Annotated in this window: 19 protein-coding genes; 13 read left to right on the top strand and 6 right to left on the bottom strand. The window is 61.9% G+C overall.

Translation table 11 applies throughout. The features are described 5' to 3' along the window. Nucleotides 1-384: 384 nt before the first annotated feature. The 4 genes from rpmH (at nucleotide 385) to yidC (ending at nucleotide 3,042) form a co-directional block, all read left to right on the top strand. Nucleotides 385-519 (top strand): 50S ribosomal protein L34, encoded by a 135-nt coding sequence (rpmH, locus tag C2L66_RS16445; RefSeq protein ID WP_004198824.1) that lies wholly within the window; start codon nucleotides 385-387, stop codon nucleotides 517-519. A 35-nt stretch (nucleotides 520-554) separates the two neighbouring features. Next, complete coding sequence (gene rnpA / locus C2L66_RS16440) at nucleotides 555-1,055, top strand: ribonuclease P protein component (RefSeq protein WP_060602408.1); 501 nt, start codon at nucleotides 555-557, stop codon at nucleotides 1,053-1,055. Nucleotides 1,056-1,128: 73 nt separating this feature from the next. Beyond that, nucleotides 1,129-1,359, top strand: coding sequence for a membrane protein insertion efficiency factor YidD (yidD, locus tag C2L66_RS16435; RefSeq protein WP_007581797.1), 231 nt, complete (start codon nucleotides 1,129-1,131; stop codon nucleotides 1,357-1,359). A 30-nt stretch (nucleotides 1,360-1,389) separates the two neighbouring features. Then, the gene (gene yidC / locus C2L66_RS16430) at nucleotides 1,390-3,042 is read left to right on the top strand and encodes a membrane protein insertase YidC (protein WP_054929374.1); all 1,653 of its coding nucleotides are present in this window, start codon (nucleotides 1,390-1,392) and stop codon (nucleotides 3,040-3,042) included. Between the two features lie 99 nt (nucleotides 3,043-3,141). On the opposite strand, the gene C2L66_RS16425 is transcribed toward yidC, so the two are convergent. Then, a complete protein-coding gene (locus tag C2L66_RS16425) occupies nucleotides 3,142-3,564 on the bottom strand; it encodes a transcriptional regulator (protein ID WP_035987266.1) in 423 nt (140 codons plus the stop codon). A 347-nt stretch (nucleotides 3,565-3,911) separates the two neighbouring features. Between C2L66_RS16425 and mnmE the strand changes: the two genes are divergently transcribed. After that, nucleotides 3,912-5,312: a tRNA uridine-5-carboxymethylaminomethyl(34) synthesis GTPase MnmE gene (gene mnmE / locus C2L66_RS16420; protein ID WP_060599465.1), complete on the top strand. Its 1,401-nt coding sequence runs from the start codon at nucleotides 3,912-3,914 to the stop codon at nucleotides 5,310-5,312. 114 nt (nucleotides 5,313-5,426) lie between these two features. Further along, the gene (locus tag C2L66_RS16415; protein WP_060599466.1) at nucleotides 5,427-6,608 is read left to right on the top strand and encodes a tyrosine-type recombinase/integrase; all 1,182 of its coding nucleotides are present in this window, start codon (nucleotides 5,427-5,429) and stop codon (nucleotides 6,606-6,608) included. A gap of 230 nt (nucleotides 6,609-6,838) precedes the next feature. Here the strand turns inward: C2L66_RS16415 and C2L66_RS16410 are convergent, their stop codons facing one another. The 3 genes from C2L66_RS16410 to C2L66_RS16405 all read right to left on the bottom strand — a co-directional run bounded on the left by C2L66_RS16410 (nucleotide 6,839) and on the right by C2L66_RS16405 (nucleotide 8,514). Next, entirely contained in the window at nucleotides 6,839-7,120 is a 282-nt protein-coding gene (locus C2L66_RS16410) for a hypothetical protein (protein ID WP_054929371.1), read from the bottom strand. 450 nt (nucleotides 7,121-7,570) lie between these two features. Beyond that, entirely contained in the window at nucleotides 7,571-7,738 is a 168-nt protein-coding gene (locus tag C2L66_RS41255) for a hypothetical protein (RefSeq protein WP_167352339.1), read from the bottom strand. A gap of 149 nt (nucleotides 7,739-7,887) precedes the next feature. Further along, entirely contained in the window at nucleotides 7,888-8,514 is a 627-nt protein-coding gene (locus C2L66_RS16405) for a LysE family translocator (protein ID WP_054929370.1), read from the bottom strand. Between the two features lie 534 nt (nucleotides 8,515-9,048). Between C2L66_RS16405 and sap1 the strand changes: the two genes are divergently transcribed. Together sap1 and C2L66_RS16395 are read left to right on the top strand one after the other, a co-directional pair. Then, nucleotides 9,049-9,390: a surface attachment protein Sap1 gene (gene sap1, locus C2L66_RS16400; protein WP_035987283.1), complete on the top strand. Its 342-nt coding sequence runs from the start codon at nucleotides 9,049-9,051 to the stop codon at nucleotides 9,388-9,390. A gap of 508 nt (nucleotides 9,391-9,898) precedes the next feature. Then, nucleotides 9,899-10,477: a YaeQ family protein gene (locus C2L66_RS16395; protein ID WP_060599467.1), complete on the top strand. Its 579-nt coding sequence runs from the start codon at nucleotides 9,899-9,901 to the stop codon at nucleotides 10,475-10,477. Between the two features lie 47 nt (nucleotides 10,478-10,524). Here C2L66_RS16395 and C2L66_RS16390 read toward each other — a convergent pair whose 3' ends face one another. After that, entirely contained in the window at nucleotides 10,525-10,938 is a 414-nt protein-coding gene (locus tag C2L66_RS16390; protein WP_060599468.1) for a VOC family protein, read from the bottom strand. A 364-nt stretch (nucleotides 10,939-11,302) separates the two neighbouring features. On the opposite strand from C2L66_RS16390, the gene ada reads away from it, so the two are divergent. The 5 genes from ada to C2L66_RS16365 all read left to right on the top strand — a co-directional run bounded on the left by ada (nucleotide 11,303) and on the right by C2L66_RS16365 (nucleotide 16,771). Next, nucleotides 11,303-12,433 (top strand): bifunctional DNA-binding transcriptional regulator/O6-methylguanine-DNA methyltransferase Ada, encoded by a 1,131-nt coding sequence (gene ada, locus C2L66_RS16385; protein ID WP_060602412.1) that lies wholly within the window; start codon nucleotides 11,303-11,305, stop codon nucleotides 12,431-12,433. Continuing rightward, entirely contained in the window at nucleotides 12,430-13,353 is a 924-nt protein-coding gene (locus C2L66_RS16380) for a DNA-3-methyladenine glycosylase family protein (RefSeq protein ID WP_060599469.1), read from the top strand. Before ada ends, C2L66_RS16380 begins: the two co-directional genes overlap by 4 nt. Before the next feature lie 248 nt (nucleotides 13,354-13,601). Further along, entirely contained in the window at nucleotides 13,602-15,215 is a 1,614-nt protein-coding gene (gshA, locus tag C2L66_RS16375) for a glutamate--cysteine ligase (RefSeq protein ID WP_060599470.1), read from the top strand. A gap of 230 nt (nucleotides 15,216-15,445) precedes the next feature. Then, nucleotides 15,446-15,934: a hypothetical protein gene (locus tag C2L66_RS16370; protein ID WP_060599471.1), complete on the top strand. Its 489-nt coding sequence runs from the start codon at nucleotides 15,446-15,448 to the stop codon at nucleotides 15,932-15,934. A gap of 267 nt (nucleotides 15,935-16,201) precedes the next feature. After that, the gene (locus tag C2L66_RS16365) at nucleotides 16,202-16,771 is read left to right on the top strand and encodes an OmpA family protein (RefSeq protein WP_224101631.1); all 570 of its coding nucleotides are present in this window, start codon (nucleotides 16,202-16,204) and stop codon (nucleotides 16,769-16,771) included. 52 nt (nucleotides 16,772-16,823) lie between these two features. On the opposite strand, the gene C2L66_RS16360 is transcribed toward C2L66_RS16365, so the two are convergent. Continuing rightward, nucleotides 16,824-18,434: a DHA2 family efflux MFS transporter permease subunit gene (locus tag C2L66_RS16360; protein WP_060599473.1), complete on the bottom strand. Its 1,611-nt coding sequence runs from the start codon at nucleotides 18,432-18,434 to the stop codon at nucleotides 16,824-16,826. Nucleotides 18,435-18,503 lie beyond the last annotated feature (69 nt).

Genomic DNA, 18,503 nt, shown 5'->3' with positions numbered 1-18,503 from the left:
CAAGTTGCTATCGTTATGGTTGCGACGCGATTCCACCGGCGCTCTGGTCGCGGGATACGCGACGAGGCCCGAAGCAGCCAGGCGGAAAAGCCCCAGACGCTTGTGCCACAAGGGTTTGCGGGGTCAAGCGGGCCGGGGCGGCGTGCGGGATTCTTGGGAAGTAAGGCGAGATTCTACCGCCAAAACGGCAGGCAAAGTGAGTTATCCACAGGGTCCGATCAAACAACGCCAGCAATCGCCGCCTGTGGATCATCACCCTAAACTATTGACGACTCAGAGAAAACCGGTTTAAATAGCGGGTTCCGCGAAAACCAATTTTCGAACCTCCGGCATTTGCACTTTCAGCGATGCTCGCGCGGTTATTTCTCAACAAGTGAGAGCAACATGAAACGTACCTACCAACCTTCCGTGACGCGCCGTAAGCGCACCCATGGCTTCCGCGTTCGCATGAAGACCGCTGGTGGCCGCAAAGTCATCAACGCACGCCGCGCGAAGGGCCGCAAACGCCTCGCCATCTAAGGCAGGCAGATACGCGGTCAAGCCCAGTGCGCGCTGTGTCCGACACCCGTGACGCTGCGGGAACGGCAGACGCGCCGCATCAGAACGTCGTTCCGTTGCAGGCGTCCGCAGCCTTTCCCAAAGCCGCAAGGCTGCTAAAAACGGATGAATTTTCATCCGTTTTTCGTTTGCGCCCGTGGCGCCGGACGGCTCACTTTGTCGTGTATGCGCGGCCCACGGGCAATGAAGCGCGGCTCGGCCTCGTGATCGGCAAGAAGTACGCGCCGCGCGCGGTCACTCGCAATCTCGTGAAACGCCTCGCTCGTGAAGCGTTTCGCTTGCGTCGCGCGGAGTTTGGCGGTTGGGACGTGCTACTGCGCCTGCACGCCAAATTCGACAGGAAGGCGATGCCCAGCGGATCGTCGCCGCCGTTGAAAGCGCTGTGCCGTGGTGAAATCGATGTGCTGCTCGACAAGGCGGCGCGCGAAATCGCCCGTCGCGAAGCGCCGGCAGCATCGGCAGGACAGGCGGCCGACACGCCGCCAGCCGCGTCATGAGACCCGCGCAGTCCACACGCGCGGCTGTCCTGTGGCGCTTCTCTCCGGGCGGCGCGGTTGGGCCGCACTAGTCATGCAAACGGTACTATTCGCCTTGCTGCGTTTCTACAAGATTGCCGTGAGTCCCATGCTCGGCAACCGGTGCCGTTTTTATCCCTCCTGTTCGGATTACGCGCGCGAAGCAATCCAGTATCATGGCGCCGCGCGTGGTACTTACCTCGCCGCCAGGCGCCTGTGCCGCTGTCACCCGTTTTCGGCGGGCGGCATCGATCTTGTCCCGCCTCCAACTCCTAAGAAGCGCTGACGCGCTGTGCCATCGACACTGAGACAACGCATGGATATCAAACGCACCGTCCTATGGGTCATCTTCTTCATGTCAGCTGTCATGCTGTTCGACAACTGGCAGCGCGACCATGGACGCCCGTCGATGTTCTTCCCGAGCGCGACGCAGACCAAGACGGCAGCTCCCGCTGCGCCGGGTTCCTCGGCGGCGGGAAGCCAACCGGCCGATTTGCCGCAGACGAGCGCCGCGGCGCCCGGCTCGACGGCACCCGCTACGCAACAGGCCCAGCTGGTTTCGTTCAGCACTGACGTCTACCGCGGCCAGATCGACACGCGTGGCGGCACGCTGTCCAAGCTCACGCTGGTCAAGCCGGGCGAGGGCAAGCAGCCCGATCAGGTGATCACGCTGTTCGACCACACGGCCGATCACACGTATCTCGCGCGCACGGGCCTGCTCGGCGGCGACTTCCCGAACCACACTGACGTGTTCACGCCCGTGCCCGGTCAGGCGACCGACATGACGGGCAACACGCTGAAGCTGTCGTTCGAGTCGCCGGAAAAGGGCGGCCTGAAAGTCGTGAAGACCTACACCTTCACGCGCGGCAGCTATGTGATCGACGTCGACACGAAGATCCAGAACGTCGGCACGACGCCCGTCAAACCGACCGCATACATGGAACTCGTGCGCGACAGCCAGCCTGTCGAGACGCCGCGCTTCTCGCACACGTTCATCGGGCCGGCCGTGTACACGGAGCAGCATCACTTCCAGAAGCTGACGTTCAGCGACATCGACAAGAACAAGGAAGACTACGCAACCTCCGCCGACAATGGCTGGGTCGCGATGGTGCAGCACTATTTCGCGTCGGCGTGGATTCCGCAGCAGGGCGTCAAGCGCGATATCTACGTCGAGAAGATCGATCCGTCGCTGTATCGCGTCGGCGTCAAGCAGCCGCTGCAGACGATCGAGCCGGGCAAGACGGTCGACGTTTCCGCGCGTCTGTTCGCCGGTCCGGAAGAAGAGCGCATGCTCGAAGGCATCGCGCCGGGTCTGGAACTGGTGAAGGACTACGGCTGGGTGACGATCATCGCGAAGCCGCTGTTCTGGCTGCTCGAGAAGATCCACGGCTACGTCGGCAACTGGGGCTGGGCGATCGTGCTGCTGACGCTGCTGATCAAGGCGGTGTTCTTCCCGCTGTCGGCCGCGAGCTACAAGTCGATGGCGCGCATGAAGGAAATCACGCCGCGTATGCAGGCGCTGCGCGAGCGCTTCAAGGGCGATCCGCAGAAGATGAACGCGGCTCTGATGGAGCTGTACAAGACTGAGAAGGTGAATCCGTTCGGTGGCTGTTTGCCCGTCGTGATTCAGATTCCGGTGTTTATCTCGCTGTACTGGGTGCTGCTGTCGTCGGTGGAAATGCGCGGCGCGCCGTGGATTCTCTGGATTCACGATCTGTCGCAACAAGATCCGTATTTCATCTTGCCGGTTCTGATGGCCGTCTCGATGTTCGTTCAGACGAAACTCAACCCGACGCCCCCGGACCCCGTCCAGGCCAAGATGATGATGTTCATGCCGATCGCGTTCTCGGTCATGTTCTTCTTCTTCCCGGCGGGTCTCGTGCTGTACTACGTCGTGAACAACGTGCTGTCGATCGCGCAGCAGTACTACATCACGCGCATGATGGGGCAGAAGAAAAAGGCCGCCTGATCGAGCGCTCGGATCGGACGGGTAACCTGCCGATCCGATTCGAAGCGATAAAAAAACCGCCCGGTTTCAGCCGGGCGGTTTTTTTATGTCTGCGATTTTTTAAGTGTTGTCAGCGTCGCCGTAAAACTGCGAGATCAGTTCCTGAACCAGATAGCGATGATGCGGCGTCAATGACTCGATTTTCGACGCCAGTTCGAGCGTCTCAGGCGAAAGCGGATATTTCTCGCCACGCGCCAACGGTTTCGGAACGTTCCGCGTCGATCCCCCAGGCGAAGGCCCGTAATGCAGCCAATGCACATCGACTTCGAGCCACGCCGCGAGCGTGCGCAACTTGTCGTCAGTGGGGATCGTGCGGCCGCTCAGCCACTTGTGCACGGTTTGCGCTGACACAGGCTGATCGCCGTGATGGCGTAGATTGAAATGTAATGCGAGATCGGTCCCGCCCTTGAGTTTTTCCGGGGCGCGTCTCATCGCGAACTTGAGTCGCTCGGCAAAAGCCGCTTTTTCTTCGACGGTTGGCATCGGAAGATTGTGCAGTCCGTCGCATCGCAGGTAGACAACTGTACGCGCTACATTTCGCGTATCTGAGATTTGCCTATCTCGTCACAGCAACCCATCAGAGGCGTTCTCCAGAAGATTCCAGAATCTGCTCTGGGTTGATCTGTAGGGCCTAGACTACACGAAGAGTCCGAATTCCCCTATCTGTGGATGCAAGAATCTCTTATCTCATTCGAGATAAATCTGAAATATCTCGTTAGCCCGCAGCGGCCAGATCTGCGCGCTAACACCCGAAAGGCCCGCGTTACAATGCCAGGCGTTCAGCGCACGGCAAGTGCGCTACTTTCCTACCCCTCACTGCCCCTTCCGACATGCTCGCAACCGATTCCGATCCGATCGTCGCCATTGCCACTGCGCCCGGCCGCGGCGGGATAGGTGTGGTGCGGATTTCGTTCGGCCGGGTCGGCGAAGCGGCAGCGCGCCCAATGATGCAGGCGCTCACCGGCCAACCGCTGATGCCGCGCCACGCGAGCTACGTCCCGTTTCTTGACGAAGGCGGTAATGCGCTCGATCGCGGCATCGCGCTGTATTTTCCGGCTCCGCATTCCTACACCGGCGAGCACGTGCTCGAGTTGCAGGGGCATGGCGGCCCGATTGTGCTCCAGCTGGTGCTGCAGCGCTGCATCGATGCCGGACGCGCGTTCGGTCTGCGGCTTGCGGAGCCGGGCGAGTTCACGCGTCGCGCGTTTCTCAACGACAAGCTCGATCTGGCGCAGGCCGAGGCCGTCGCCGATCTGATCGAAGCCAGCACGGAAGCGGCCGCGCGCTCGGCTGGCCGCTCGCTGGAAGGCGCGTTTTCACGCGATATCCATGCTTTGGTCGAAGAGGTGATCACGTTGCGGATGCTCGTCGAGGCAACGCTCGACTTCCCCGAAGAGGAAATCGACTTTCTCGAAGCCGCCGACGCACGCGGCAAGCTCACGCGCATCCGCGAACGCGTCGCGCTCGTGCTGAGCGAAGCCAGGCAGGGCGCGCTGCTGCGCGAGGGCTTGTCCGTCGTGCTGGCCGGGCAACCGAACGTCGGCAAGTCGTCGCTTTTGAACGCGCTCGCGGGCGCGGAACTCGCAATCGTGACGCCGATTGCCGGCACGACCCGCGACAAGGTCGCACAGACGATACAGATCGAAGGCATCCCGCTGCATGTGATCGACACGGCGGGTCTGCGCGAAACGGAAGACGAGGTCGAGAGGATCGGTATCGAGCGGACCTGGGGTGAAATCCAGCGCGCCGATGTCGTGCTGCATCTGCTCGACGCCCGCTCGGGCATGACCGCCGACGACCATTCGATCGCCGCGCGTTTTCCGACCGGCGTGCCCGTTGTTCGCGTGCTGAATAAGACGGATCTGACGGGAATCGCATCGGGCGTGAGCGGCCTGAACGGGCCGGACGAGGGCGATTCGTGCGAGGTTCGTCTGTCCGCAAAGCGGGGCGACGGGATCGACTTGCTGCGCGGCGAACTACTGCGCATCGCGGGTTGGCAAGCCGGCGCGGAAACCGTTTATCTGGCGCGCGAGCGGCATCTGATTGCGCTTCGAGCCGCGCAAGAGCATCTGGGACTCGCCGCAGAACACGCTGATCAGAATGCGCAAGCTCTCGATCTCTTCGCAGAGGAATTGCGACTGGCTCAAGATCAGCTCAATTCGATCACTGGCGAATTCACTTCCGATGACCTGCTCGGTGTAATTTTCAGCAGGTTTTGTATCGGCAAGTAGATGTTGTTCCGATGGCCCATATGGAGGGCTTCGGATCACTTCCAAAACCTGTTTTTCGGTACACAAACCTGTACACTCCGTATTTGACGCACCCTGTGTACCGAACCCGCCAGCATGCCAAAACTTGCAACGCCGCTCAGCGAATCGCATATCCGCGCCTTGCAACCGCGCGCCACGCGCTACAGCGTCGCCGACGGCCACGGCCTCATCCTTGAAATCATGCCGACCGGAAAGAAGGTCTGGCGCTTCCGCTATACGCTCGACGGGCGTCGACAGCCGATGGTCACGATCGGCGACTATCAACTGATGTCATTGCGCGTCGCTCGAGCCAGGGCGCAGAAGTATGCGGAAATCGTGGCGCAGGGCTTGTCGCCCGTGTCCATAGCCAGACAGGACCGGGGCGCCGAGAAACGCGTCGATGTGCTGCGCGACGCCGCCGAGCTTTACCTGGCGTCGGCAATGGCCCGCAAATCGGACGAATACCGACGCACGACGCGACGCGCGCTCGACAAGGACATCCTCCCCGCGATTGGGCACAAACCAATCGCGCAGGTCACGACGGAAGATATCCAGTCGATCTGCGACGCAATCAAGAGTCGGGGCGCACCACAGATGGCACTCCACACGCGTAACGTCGCAAGGCGGCTGTTCGCGTTTCTGATCGCGCGGCAGCTCGCGAGCGTCAATCCCGCCGATGCCATCGTCGCCCGCACGATCGCGACGCAAGACAGCCGCTCGCGCGTGCTGACGGGAAGCGAGATTGGTACGTTGGTGCGTACGATCCATACGTCGAGTATTCGACGGCCTCTGAAGCTTGCGCTTCATTTGCTCGTGCTTACGATGGTCAATAAATCCGAGTTGATCGAAGCGGCGTGGCGCGAATTCGATCTCGACGCAGGTGTCTGGACGATTCCCGCCGCGCGCGCGAGCAACGGCCGCGAGCGGCGTGTCTATCTGTCGGGTCAGGCGCTGGCTATGTTGCGCGAGTTACGCGACAGCAAAAGCAGTCGCAACTTTGTCTTCCCGTCCACGCGAGGCAGCGAAGATCGACCGATTGCAAAGGGCACGCTGAATCAGGCGGTCAAAACGCTCGGGTTGCAGGGCGAACATTTCGTACTCCACGATTTCCGCCGCACAGGGTCGAGTCATCTGCGCGATTTGTTGCAATCGGCAGACAACAAGGATGCGCTTGCCGTAGCCAATGACACGGACGCTGTGCGCGAAATGCAGCTCTGGGCAGATTACGTGGACGCGCAGGCTGAAGAGCAAGCAAGTTCGCCGATGGGAACGCCCTGAACTTAGACTACCATTTATTGGTACACAGCATCGGACCATTCGGGCGCACAGGCAGGCGTGATACGCGAAGAGTCCTATCAGGCGAGGTTTTGTTCGGCTCCTTACATCAGGATGAAGAGCGTACTTTTAAGGTACACAAGACTCGCTAAAGCCGCGCAAAACCCTTATTTTGGAAGCGTTTATCGGCACGAGCGGTGGTTATAACCCACAAAATTCGGCCGGCCGAAGAATCACCCGTGCAAAACGACCGGCTCAGCGCCGTGCTCGCCAGTTGCCTCAGCGAAAGGCGCCGAGTGGACATCTGGGCCGTACCGGTCATAGTGATCGAGCCGAAGCAGCAGGCTGTCCAGAGCGCACAGCTGGATTTTGGTGAGGGAAGGTGCGTCGAGTAGCGCGTGCAGTCGCATGCGCCAGTACTCCGAAGTAAGAATCGTGCCGCCCATGCCCCCAAGCAGCGATGGCCACATGACGCGCGAAATGTGCGCAATTTCCTGATCGATCAATCGGTTCATGCCGTCCCCCGTGACGTCTCGACAAGGCCAAAGTTTTTACATCTGATGATTAACTCTAGCCGGATTTTCGCCAATCACTACCTATGCAAATAAATAGGTACCCTGCGAATCGAGTCAGAAATTGACGACATCGCATGGCTTTTAGCGTACGCATGCGCGTCGCATGACAATCGGGGGAATAGAACGATCTTTGGGCGTCAATTTGACGACACAACGCTTGCGCAATAACGAAGCGCTGCGCCAACGAGAAATTCGATCGAGAGATACGGGGCGCGCAAAAAGCTAGGCGTCATCCTCCGGAGGCTCGGGCGCGCGCGGCACCGAACCGCAAAGCGAGGTCAACGCGACGCTGACCACGACCAGTGCGGCCATGAATAGCCAGTACTCGGTCCACGAGAAAGAGAAGGCCAGCACATTAGCCTCCATCCGCTCCGGATAGTGTCCACCCGCCTAGTGATGCAGCAGGCTGCGAATCGGATGCCGCCAGTCCAACCGTCTGTGATGGTCGTCATCGTGCAGGGCCTGGCGATGCTCCTGCCAAAGTTCGTCGGAAAAGAGAAACGCGACGATGAGTAGCGGCACGACCAGAAACGCGCCCAGAATCAGATGCTCGATCACAATAACCTCCCGATCGACGAAGCAGCGACAACTTCATTGTAGGCATGCTGCCCGTCACTGCGTGTGATCCACCGCGCACACCATGTGCGCGATTCGAGTGATGCAAGTAGCGCGCCCGGCGCGGCGCATTGTGTCGATCAGAAATGCGCTCACGCTGTCGATTTCTTCCACGCGGCGGCGAGGAGTCCCGCGCCGATCAGCAGTGTGCCGCCTGTGCAGTTGACCCCGCGCTGCACGCGCGGACTGCGGATCGCGCGCCGCGCCGCCGAAGCAAGCACGGCATATCCGAGCGCATTCAAGGTTCCGAGTGCGACGAAGGTCGCTTCGAAAATCGCAATCTGCGACCACGTGGCGACTTGCGTGTCGATGAACTGCGGCACGAACGCCACGAAGAACACGATGCTTTTCGGATTCAGTGCTGTCACCGCATACGCGTGCGCGAAGATCCGGCTCGCGCGGGTCTCGCCTGTAGCCGGCGCGTCAGCCGTCGACACGGGTGCCCGCCACAGCTTGATGCCGAGATAGATCAGATACGCTGCGCCGAGCCACTTGAGCGCCGTGAAGAGCGTCGCGGACGCGGCGAGGATCACGCCGAGTCCGAGCATCGACGCCGTCATCGATGTGAGGTCGCCGAGCGCGACGCCAGCGGTCGTCACCATTGCAAAGCGACGGCCGTGGCCGAGCGCATAAGAAATTACAAGCAGCACGGTAGGTCCGGGAATCGCGACGAGGATCGCCGAGGCGATGGCAAAGGGAAGCCAGTGTGCAAGTGTCATGAGAGTCTCCTGGGAAGGGCCCGCGTTTCGGTGCGCCGCTCCTGTTCATGCGTTTTTGGGCCGGTCGATTTATCCACGAACACGGCGTTCGTGCAAGCGCCCTTTCGAGTTCGTTCAGGAACTCAGAGCGCGCGGTCCTCAGGCATCTTTTTTATTCTGCGTCCGCTTCAGATCGCATCGGGCTTTCATGAGTCGCGCGAATGACTTTGTGTGCGATGCATCAATGGCTTAATCGTTTATCGCAAACGGTTTAAAAACCTTTTAAGCGTAAACGCTGATTACGCCCGCAAAAGATTATCCAGTAAGCCTAAACGCTTTCAGCTGCAATTCGCAATCCGCCTCGTAGCTGCGTTTATTACGTCATTAGGGCGGTATCAAGTGGAGTTTTGCCGCCGTGCGACATTTCGCCGCTGTTGCGAGCGCACACAAGATGTGCTTGCCGTTCAACGGGTTTCTTCTAGATTGAAAGACGTGCTTGTTTTACGGCAGTTAAACACATAGCTAACCTGAGACGTACCCCGCAAGGAGGTAACCATGAACAAGCGAGTCGCCATTCTTTTCGCACTGGCAGGTTTATTCGCAGCTGCAGGCGCGCAGGCGCAGGACGTCGTGATCAAACCCCAGCAGACCGTGCAATTCAAGGCGAATTCCTATGGCTGCCTGTCAAAGGACAAGCTCGACGCCGTCACGCAACACGCGCAGGCGGGCGAGCAACAGCAAATGCAGGAATTCTTCTCCGGTTTTCAATGCATTTCCACGCCGGAGCATTCAGATTTTCGTGTAGTCCGCGTGGTTGGCCATGACGTTGAATTCGTCAATGCCGGCAATAGCGATACGCAAGGTCTTTGGACCAACGACCGATTCATCAAGCAATAAGCATCTAAAGTTGGATTTCACCCGACAGCAAATGTCGGGTGAATACAAACACCCCCACGAAAGCATTGCTTTCGTGTCTCGACATGGCCAGTTTTTAAGCTGGCCATCATCGTTTTTCAGCTGACCTTTAGCCTGCCATCAGCGCAGTCGAAATCGGTTCACTGATTCGATCCGCTCATCACCCGCCCCGGACGGCCTCATCGGGCTGTCATGCCGCGCCCGCATATTCGGTATCATCACGGTCCCACCTTGCAGCCAGACGCGAGCAGTGCGCGATGGCTCGAACGCGCGGACTCGGCACATATGTTGCTGCTTTCAAGGCATGCGAAAGCAGGAAGGTTGGTGCGACAGGGCTTGACGCCCCGACGTCGCGGCAATCCGGCAAATGTGTTTCATCGGCGAGACGCGCGACCGAGGCGCCACCGCTGCAAGGCAGGGGATGACCATGGCAAGGTACGCCGACTCACTATTCACTCTCCGGTCCGCATTCACGGGACCAGGTTGTAGCATGGCTCTGAAATCGACAATCTATAAGGCTGACCTCCAGATCGCGGACATGGACCGGCACTACTACGCGGACCACTCGCTGACGATCGCGCTGCACCCATCGGAAACGAACGAGCGGATGATGGTCCGCGTTGCCGCGTTCGCGCTGTTCGCGCAAGAGCGCCTCGAATTCTGCAAGGGCCTGTCGGACATCGACGAACCCGATCTGTGGGCCAAGGATCTGACAGGCGCCATCGACACATGGATCGACGTCGGCCAACCGGACGAACGCCGCATCGCAAAGGCGAGCGGGCGCGCGAATGAAGTGATCGTGATCGCATATGGCGGCCGGACTTCCGACATCTGGTGGCAAGGCGTGCGCAACAAGGTCGAACGGTTACGCAACGTGACCGTCTGGACGCTCGGCGAAAATGTCGCGCCGGCGCTGGCTGCGCTGGCCGAACGCACGATGCGCCTGCAATGCACGGTTCAGGATCACGCAGCCTGGCTGGGCAGCGAAACCGCCGACGCCGTTCCCGTCGAATGGACCGTGCTCAAGGCTCCGATGAACGCGCGTCCGGCAACGCACGGTGGCCGCTAACGGGTCGTGATCGCTCGTCCTGTGTACCAAAAAACGAGCGTTGGCGCTCAAGGGTTATCCACCGGCGGGCCTTTGAGTTCGACCATATTGCCCTCGGGATCGAACAGATACAGCGACGGTCCATAACCATCCGCGCCGTAACGTTGCGCCTCTTCGCCGATGCGCACGTCGTGCGCGGCGAACCATGTCTTCAGCGCGTCGGCGTCGAAAGGCTCGACGCGCAGGCAAACGTGATCCATGTTTCGCCCCGCGCCGGGCGCGCCGCTCTCCGGACGGTCGATCTTTCCGCCAACCTGCAACAGGTCGATCAACGAGCGTCCTGCCCGCAGCTGAATCAGCCCGATATCGCGTTGTTCCCTGTCCACCGTGCAGCCAAGCACCTCGCGATAAAACCGCGTCATCGCGTCGAGATCGGCAGCGCGGATGACGACGTGATCGATATCGAGAATCTGGAATTTCATGGCGCGGCGTCCCGTCTCTGTCGTTCGGTGAAGAACCCAGTGTAGAAGGAATTGCGCGTGCAGATGGCGGCTCGTCGGCCAGGAGGGCAAAACGTTGAGACGAAAAAAAGCCCGCTCGATTGGAGCGGGCTGAATCCATATCAGGAGGAGACATGGAGGAGACAAGAACCACTATACACGCCGACTTGATGCGACGCAATAACTTTTTAAGGGAAAACCCCAACTTTTTCGGGGGCAGATTCTCCCAATAACTGGGAAAAATCAGCCCGCCGCGCAGCCCAAATGACACAGCAAGAAGCGGAGCGTACTGTGTGAACCTGCCCGCTAAAGTGGCAGGCATCAAAACCGTCCCCCGGGGCAAATGATGAACACATCCATCTCTCAAGCGACGCCCGTCGCGTTCGCCAACGACGACGACCGCTGGACAGCCGTCCTGAAACGCGACATGTCCGCTGACGGCGCCTTTTTCTACGGCGTTCGGACGACGGGTGTGTTCTGCCGTCCGTCGTGCGCCTCACGCCTGCCGCGCCGCGAGAACGTCGACTTCTTTGCATCGAGCGACGAAGCGCGGGCCGCCGGCTATCGCGAATGCAAGCGTTGCCAGCCGGGTGGCCTGCCGCGGGAACTCGAGATCGTGAATCGCGCCTGCGCCGCGCTCGACGCCGACCCGCAGCAACGTCTCACGCTCGCGCAACTGAGCGAAGCCGTGCACGTCAGCCCGTTTCACCTGCAGCGGCTTTTCAAGCGCGTAGTCGGCGTGTCGCCGCGGCAATATCAGGCGGCCCAGCGCGGCGCGGCATTGCGCGACGCGCTGCAACGAGGCGCCGACGTGACCCGAGCAACCGTCGACGCGGGTTTCGGCTCGCCGTCCCGGATGTACGACATGGCGGCCGCAGAGCTGGGCATGGCGCCGTCCGAATATCGGCGCAAAGGCGCGGGGCTGCGCGTCCGCTACGCGAGCGCGCAGACTTCGCTCGGCCTGGTGCTGGTCGCGACAACCGACAAGGGCATCTGCAAGATCGCCTTCGGCGACGATGAAGCATCGCTCGTCGACGACCTGCGCAGCGAATTCGCGAGCGCGGAACTGATCGATGATCCGAAACGGCTCGCGCCGTTCGTCGAGCAGATCGACGGTTATCTGCGAGGCACGCGTCAGCGTTTCGATCTGCCGCTCGATATCGCCGCCACGGCGTTCCAGCAGCGCGTGTGGGAAGCGCTACGCCGCATCCCGTACGGCGAGACGCGCAGCTACTCGCAGATCGCCGAAGCCGTCGGCGCGCCGCGCGCGGTGCGGGCCGTCGCCAATGCGTGCGCCTCGAACCCCGTCGCGCTCGCGATACCTTGCCACCGCGTCGTGCAAAAGGACGGCGCGCTGGCGGGCTATCGCTGGGGTGTCGCGCGCAAGGCAGTGCTGCTCGATACCGAGACACACCGCGAATCGCGCGACACCGGCGCGGCCATTCACTCCACCGCCGACATGGATCACGCCGCTTGAGCCGCGCATCGACCGCCACACTCGAACTCCCGTTCAAAGCTCCCTATGACTGGCCGCGCGTCCTCCGCTTCTTCGGGGGACGTGCGACGCCGGGCGTCGAAGCCGTCGAGGACGGCGTCTGGCGTCGCGCGATCGGCTGGAACGGCGACAGCGGCACGCTCAACGTCCGCAAGCATCCGCGCCGGCATTGCATCGTCGCGACCATCGACGGCGCGGCGAGCCGCCACGCGGACACGCTCGCCGCGCCCATCGCGCGCATGTTCGATCTGCACGCGGAACCCAAGGTGATCGGCGCAAGCCTCGCCAGCGATCCGTGGCTCGCGCCGCTGGTCGCCGCAGCGCCTGGCCTGCGCGTGCCCGGCGCGTGGTCCGGGTTCGAACTGGTCGTGCGGGCCATCGTTGGCCAGCAGGTCAGCGTGAAGGCAGCGACGACCATCATCGGAAGGATCGTGCAGCGCGCCGGCGAGCGCATCGACGGTCATCCGCACGAGAGCACCGCGTGGCGCTTCCCGACGCCCGCCGCGCTCGCCGCCGTCGACCTTGCGCAGATCGGCATGCCCGGCAAGCGCATCGAAGCCTTGCAAGGCTTCGCGCGCGCCGTGGCGGACGGCGACGTGCCGATCGACAGCATCGGCAGCGCGGCGTTCGATCTTCCGCAGTTGCGCGCGTCGTTGCTCGCGCTGCCCGGAATCGGGCCGTGGACGGTCGAATACGTCGCGATGCGCGCGTGGCGGGACCCCGACGCGTGGCCCGCGTGGGACCTCGTGCTGATGCAGGCAATCGCAGCGCGCGATCCGGCGCTCGTGCGTCCCAACCAGCAGCGCGCGCGCACCGACGCGTGGCGGCCGTGGCGTGCCTATGCGGCGATGCATCTGTGGAACGAAGTCGCCGATCGGGCAGGCGCCGCACGCGGCGGCTAGCGGCCTTCCGCACATATTCGTGAACGTCGTCGGTCGACTTCGCGGTCCGGTGCGGCGTACAGTGAGAGGGCGCGCAGCGGGCACTGAAGCCGGTCGCAAGCGGCGCGGGAGCGGCCTGAGGCAACGCCAAGCAGCCGTTCTGGCGAGATGTTAAAGTGCCCGCTACTGAAAATTCCGCCGAACGCTGTCGGCCGCGCGCGAGCAGCACCGCGCGGCGCATGGCGGCCGACCCTGTTCGACCCGCATCAATGCCAAACACGACACCCTCCCGCACGACCGACGCGCTACTGCACCGCCTGTCCGTGCTGACATCCGGTCCGCAGCGCGACGCGCTGACGACCGGTTTGCGCGGCATCGAGAAGGAGAGCCTGCGCGTCACTCCCGACGGCCATCTCGCGATGACGCCGCATCCGCGCGCGCTCGGCTCGGCGCTCACGCATCCTTCGCTGACCACGGACTATTCGGAAGCACTGCTCGAACTGATCACACCTGCCGAGCAGGACGCGGCAACCACGCTCGAGCGTCTCGACACGCTGCATCGCTTCGTTTATTCGGCCATCGGCGACGAGGTGCTGTGGAACAACTCGATGCCGGGCGTTCTGCCCGAAGACGACGAGATTCCGATCGCGGACTATGGCACGTCCAACATCGGCAAGCTGAAGTATGTGTACCGCGTCGGGCTCGCGCTGCGCTACGGACGCACGATGCAATGTATCGCAGGCATCCACTACAACTATTCGTTGAACGAAGAAGTGTGGCGGCTGCTGCATGCCGACCAGCAATCCACGGCCAATGCCGTCGATTTCCAGTCGGACCGCTATCTCGCGCTGATCCGCAACTTCCGCCGCACGAGCTGGCTGCTGATGTATCTGTTCGGCGCGTCGCCGGCGCTCGACAGGCGCTTTCTGCGCGGCCGCGCGAATACGCTCGAAACGTTCGACGCCGACACGCTGTATCGCCCGTACGCAACGAGCCTGCGCATGAGCGATCTCGGCTATTCGAACACGACGGCGCAAGCCGCGCTGCACGCCGATTACGACACGCTGCCCGGCTACCTCGATGCGCTCGCGAAAGCCGTCAGCCAGCCGTATCCGCCGTACGAGGCGATCGGCACGCAGCGCGACGGCGAATGGGTGCAGATCAATACCAACGTACTGCAGATCGAAAACGAGTTCTACTCGACGATCCGTCCGAAGCGCGTCACGTACCCCGGCGAGCGTCCGCTGCATGCGCTTGCGGCGCGAGGCGTGCAGTATGTCGAGGTGCGCTGCATGGACATCGATCCGTTCGAACCGACGGGTATTTCGCTCGAAGCCGCGCGCTTTCTCGACGCCTATCTGCTGGTATGCGCGCTCGACGAAAGCGCGGCGCTGCCGCCGCCGGCCTACACGGAAGCGAACCAGAACTTCGGCCGCGTGACGATGGAAGGGCGCAAGCCCGGCCTCGAGCTGGTGCGCGATGGACAACCCGTCAAGATGCTCGACTGGGCCAATGAACTGCTCGCGAAAATCGATCACGCAGCCGCCGTGCTCGATGCAATTCGCGGCGACGACAGCCATGCGCGCTCGGTCGCGACGCAGCGTACAAAGCTCGCAGACGCGTCGTTGACGCCGTCGGCTCGCGTGCTGCAGGTCATGCGCGACAAACAGCAGAGCTTCCTCGACTTCGGTCTCGCGCAGAGCGTCGCGCACGCGGAGCATTTCCGCGCGCGTCCCCTGGACGAAGCGCAAACGCAGGCGTTCGCTGCGCTCGCTACGCAATCGCTCGCCGAACAGGCCAAGCTCGAGCGCGAGGAGGTCGGTTCATTCGACGCGTTCGTTGCCGCGTATCGCGCGTATACGTTGAACCGCTTCAGCGTTTAGTCTGGTACGCCGTCGCATGCGCGAGTCCGCGTCTGATGAGGGCAGCTTCGTGCTGCCCTTTTTCATTGCGAGCGAGTCGGGGCCGGAAATTGCTGCGACACATCTTGCAATGCCCGAACGTCGCTCCCGCTTCATGCACGCTGTATGAAACGCGTCGGCAACGTCGCGGTCCAACCCTGTATCACGCAACGCTTCGCCGCTTCGACATGTGCGAGGGAGGAATCCGGGTTATGAACAAAGGTCTGATAGCCGCGCTGTGGGTCGCGGTTTGCGTGTCGGCCGCCGGCTGCTCGACGCGAGGGCAGGTCGATCCCGATGTCATGCAGATCGCGACCGCGCCGCTGACCTGCGACAGCAAGAGTCAATGCGACGCGTGGTGGCAGCGCGCGCGCACGTGGGTCACCACGCATTCCCGTTACGAGATCGCCACGGCAACCGATACGCTGATCCAGACAGCGGGGCCAGACGGCGGCAAGCGCGATCTCTCATTCGAAATCACGAAGACACCGAATAACGACGGCACGTCGACGATCGGTTTTGCCGCGCATTGCGACAGCTCGCTCGGATGCAAGCCGAACCCGTGGGAAGCGGGCGCCGACTTCAAGCAGTTCGTGCGTGGCGCCGCAGCGAATGTGGCGGCGCCATTGCCGTCCGGACAATCGGGCGGATCGAGCGGTCAATCGGTCTTATCACCAACCGGCGAGCCCGTTTCACAGTAGGACGAATCAAATCGAAGCCATTTTTTGATTAAGACTTCTCCGATTGGAGTGGCGATCCGCTGCCTCTATCGTCTCGTAACTCTAATTTCCTCTGCGAGAAGTCTCATGTTCTTTCGTATCTTGACGGCGATCGCTTGCGTCGCCGGTATCGCTGGATGCACTTCCTATTCCGGACCCGCACATAACACCGACGTCGTCACTTTGGCCAACGGTGCGCAAGCGTATCGTGTCCAATGTCTCGGTTTGCTTGAGAGCTCGAAGAGCTGCATGGCCGAAGTCAAACGCATCTGCGGCGACAAACCGGCTGTGCGTATTTCGTCGGTCGATCACATCACGTCGGATCTCAAGTCCGAAAATGACCCGCGCGAAATCACCTTCCAATGCGCGACGCCCGTTGTCGAGCAACCCGTCAAGCCGGCACCCGCCGTCGTAGCGCCCGTCCCGGTTGCCGTCGTCGCGCCCGCACCGGCCCCTGTCCGGCGCGCTCCGCAGCGCAAGATCACGCTGCAAGGCGACGCGACGTTCGCCGTCGGCAGCGCGACGCTGACGCCCGTCGCAACGGCGAAGCTCGATGATTTCGTCGCGGCCAACCAGGGTGTCGATATCGAGGGTATGACGATTGCCGGCTATACCGATTCGACGGGTTCGGCCGAACTGAACAACCGTCTGTCGGCAGCACGCGCGCGTTCGGTGCAGAACTATCTGGCAACGGCCGGACTGCGTGCTTCGAAGTGGGACGTGCAAGGCTACGGCAGCGCATCGCCCGTCGCGCCCAACACGACGCCTATCGGCCGCGCGAAGAACCGCCGCGTCGAAATCCAGGTCGACGGCAAGTAATCTCTCTCCTCGTAGCATCGGGAGCCGCAGCGCTCCCCATCCCGCGGCGGCGTCAATGTCCCATTGACGCCGCCGCGCCCTTTTTGGGCTTCGTCACCCACACCAGACACGCCAGCACCACGAAGCCCGCACACGAGATGCGGAAGAAATCGTTGGTCGCCATCATGTAGCCCTGTTGCGTGACGATCTCGTTCAGTTGCGCCGTCACCGCCTGTCCTTTGAAGCCGAGCGTCGTCAGTAGATCGCTATAGGACGTCGTGTTCGCCGAGTAGGCGCTCACCGATTCCGACAACACGGCGTGGTGATAGATCGCGTCGTTTTCCCAATACGTCGTGCTGATCGCCGTGCCGATTGCGCCAGACAGCGTGCGCAGAAAGTTCGATAACCCCGATGCGCTAGCCAGCCGTTCATCCGAAATGCTGGACAGCGTGATCGTCGTCATCGGCACGAAGAAGCAGGCCACGCCGATGCCCTGTACGAGACGCGGCAGAATCACCTGATTGAACGGCGCATCGAGCGTGAAAGTCGAGTTCCACAACGACACGAATGCGAACACGACGAACGCGAAGCTCGCGACGATCCGCAAATTGAGCCGGTGCATGTTGCGCCCGATCATCGGCGACAGCACGAGTGCGAGCAGACCGACGGGCGCGGTCGCGAGTCCCGCTTTGCCTGCCGTGTAGCCCATCACCGTCTGCAGCCAGAGCGGAAAAATCACGACGGAGCCGAAGAACGCCATAAAGCCGAACGAGATGATCAACGCGCCCAGTGCGAAGTTGCGGTCCTTGAAGAGCGACAGGTCGACGACGGGCTCTTTCTCCGTCATCTCCCACACGATCATGAACGCCAGCGACGTCACGGCGATGATCGCCAGCGCGACGATGAAGGTCGAGCTGAACCAGTCGCGGTCCTTGCCGAGGTCGAGCATCATCTGCAGGCACGACACGCCGATCACCAGCAGTCCGAGGCCGATGCCGTCGATGCGCTGTTTCGTCGTCTGCGTTTCGCGTCCGCGCAGCAGGAAGTACGCGCACGCCGCCGAGAACAGGCCGATCGGCAGATTGATGTAGAAGATCCACGGCCAGGTATAGTTGTCGGTGATCCAGCCGCCCATCACGGGACCGAAGATCGGCGCGACGATCACCGTCATTGCCCATAGGCCGAGCGCGAGACCGCGTTTCTCGAGCGGGTAGGAGCGCATCAGAATGGTCTGCGACAGCGGCACCATCGGGCCGGACACGAGCCCCTGAAGCAGACGGAACGCGATCAGCGACTCGAAGTTGTGCGCGAAACCGCAAGCCGCGGACGCGATCGTAAATAACAGCACCGACAGCGTGAACAGCCGGACTTCGCCGACCCGCCGCGCGAGCCAGCCCGTCAAAGGCACCGCAATCGCCGATGCCACGGAATACGACGAGATCACCCACGTGCCTTCGCTGGTCGCCACGCCGAGGCTGCCCGAGATGGTCGGCACAGCCACATTCGCGATCGACGTATCGAGCACTTCCATGAACGTCCCGAGCGCGAGTCCGACCGTTAGCAGTGCGAGCCTTCCGCCCGTGAGCGGAGCAGGGGCGGCAGGCTGGGTGGAGGTCGCGCCGCCGTGCGGCGGCCCGTCATCCGTTGAGCCGGTAGAAGTGGAAGCCGCTGGCAATGCGCTCATTTGGCGTGTTCTCCTTGTTGCATGAGAAAACTTGCCGCGACATGAAAAAGCCCGTTGCTCGATGGCTGG

The organism is Paraburkholderia caribensis (assembly GCF_002902945.1).
Lineage (GTDB): Bacteria > Pseudomonadota > Gammaproteobacteria > Burkholderiales > Burkholderiaceae > Paraburkholderia > Paraburkholderia caribensis.
This window is presented reverse-complemented; position numbering and strand designations above follow the sequence as displayed.

What these genes read in the sequence shown, in the direction of transcription:
- rpmH (WP_004198824.1), top strand. Translation starts at nt 385, where the DNA reads ATGAAACGTACCTACCAACCTTCCGTGACGCGCCGTAAGCGCACCCAT.
- yidD (WP_007581797.1), top strand. Translation starts at nt 1,129, where the DNA reads ATGCAAACGGTACTATTCGCCTTGCTGCGTTTCTACAAGATTGCCGTG.
- yidC (WP_054929374.1), top strand. Translation starts at nt 1,390, where the DNA reads ATGGATATCAAACGCACCGTCCTATGGGTCATCTTCTTCATGTCAGCT.
- C2L66_RS16425 (WP_035987266.1), bottom strand. Translation starts at nt 3,564, where the DNA reads ATGCCAACCGTCGAAGAAAAAGCGGCTTTTGCCGAGCGACTCAAGTTC.
- mnmE (WP_060599465.1), top strand. Translation starts at nt 3,912, where the DNA reads ATGCTCGCAACCGATTCCGATCCGATCGTCGCCATTGCCACTGCGCCC.
- C2L66_RS16415 (WP_060599466.1), top strand. Translation starts at nt 5,427, where the DNA reads ATGCCAAAACTTGCAACGCCGCTCAGCGAATCGCATATCCGCGCCTTG.
- C2L66_RS16410 (WP_054929371.1), bottom strand. Translation starts at nt 7,120, where the DNA reads ATGAACCGATTGATCGATCAGGAAATTGCGCACATTTCGCGCGTCATG.
- C2L66_RS16405 (WP_054929370.1), bottom strand. Translation starts at nt 8,514, where the DNA reads ATGACACTTGCACACTGGCTTCCCTTTGCCATCGCCTCGGCGATCCTC.
- sap1 (WP_035987283.1), top strand. Translation starts at nt 9,049, where the DNA reads ATGAACAAGCGAGTCGCCATTCTTTTCGCACTGGCAGGTTTATTCGCA.
- C2L66_RS16395 (WP_060599467.1), top strand. Translation starts at nt 9,899, where the DNA reads ATGGCTCTGAAATCGACAATCTATAAGGCTGACCTCCAGATCGCGGAC.
- C2L66_RS16390 (WP_060599468.1), bottom strand. Translation starts at nt 10,938, where the DNA reads ATGAAATTCCAGATTCTCGATATCGATCACGTCGTCATCCGCGCTGCC.
- ada (WP_060602412.1), top strand. Translation starts at nt 11,303, where the DNA reads ATGAACACATCCATCTCTCAAGCGACGCCCGTCGCGTTCGCCAACGAC.
- gshA (WP_060599470.1), top strand. Translation starts at nt 13,602, where the DNA reads ATGCCAAACACGACACCCTCCCGCACGACCGACGCGCTACTGCACCGC.
- C2L66_RS16370 (WP_060599471.1), top strand. Translation starts at nt 15,446, where the DNA reads ATGAACAAAGGTCTGATAGCCGCGCTGTGGGTCGCGGTTTGCGTGTCG.
- C2L66_RS16365 (WP_224101631.1), top strand. Translation starts at nt 16,202, where the DNA reads ATGGCCGAAGTCAAACGCATCTGCGGCGACAAACCGGCTGTGCGTATT.
- C2L66_RS16360 (WP_060599473.1), bottom strand. Translation starts at nt 18,434, where the DNA reads ATGAGCGCATTGCCAGCGGCTTCCACTTCTACCGGCTCAACGGATGAC.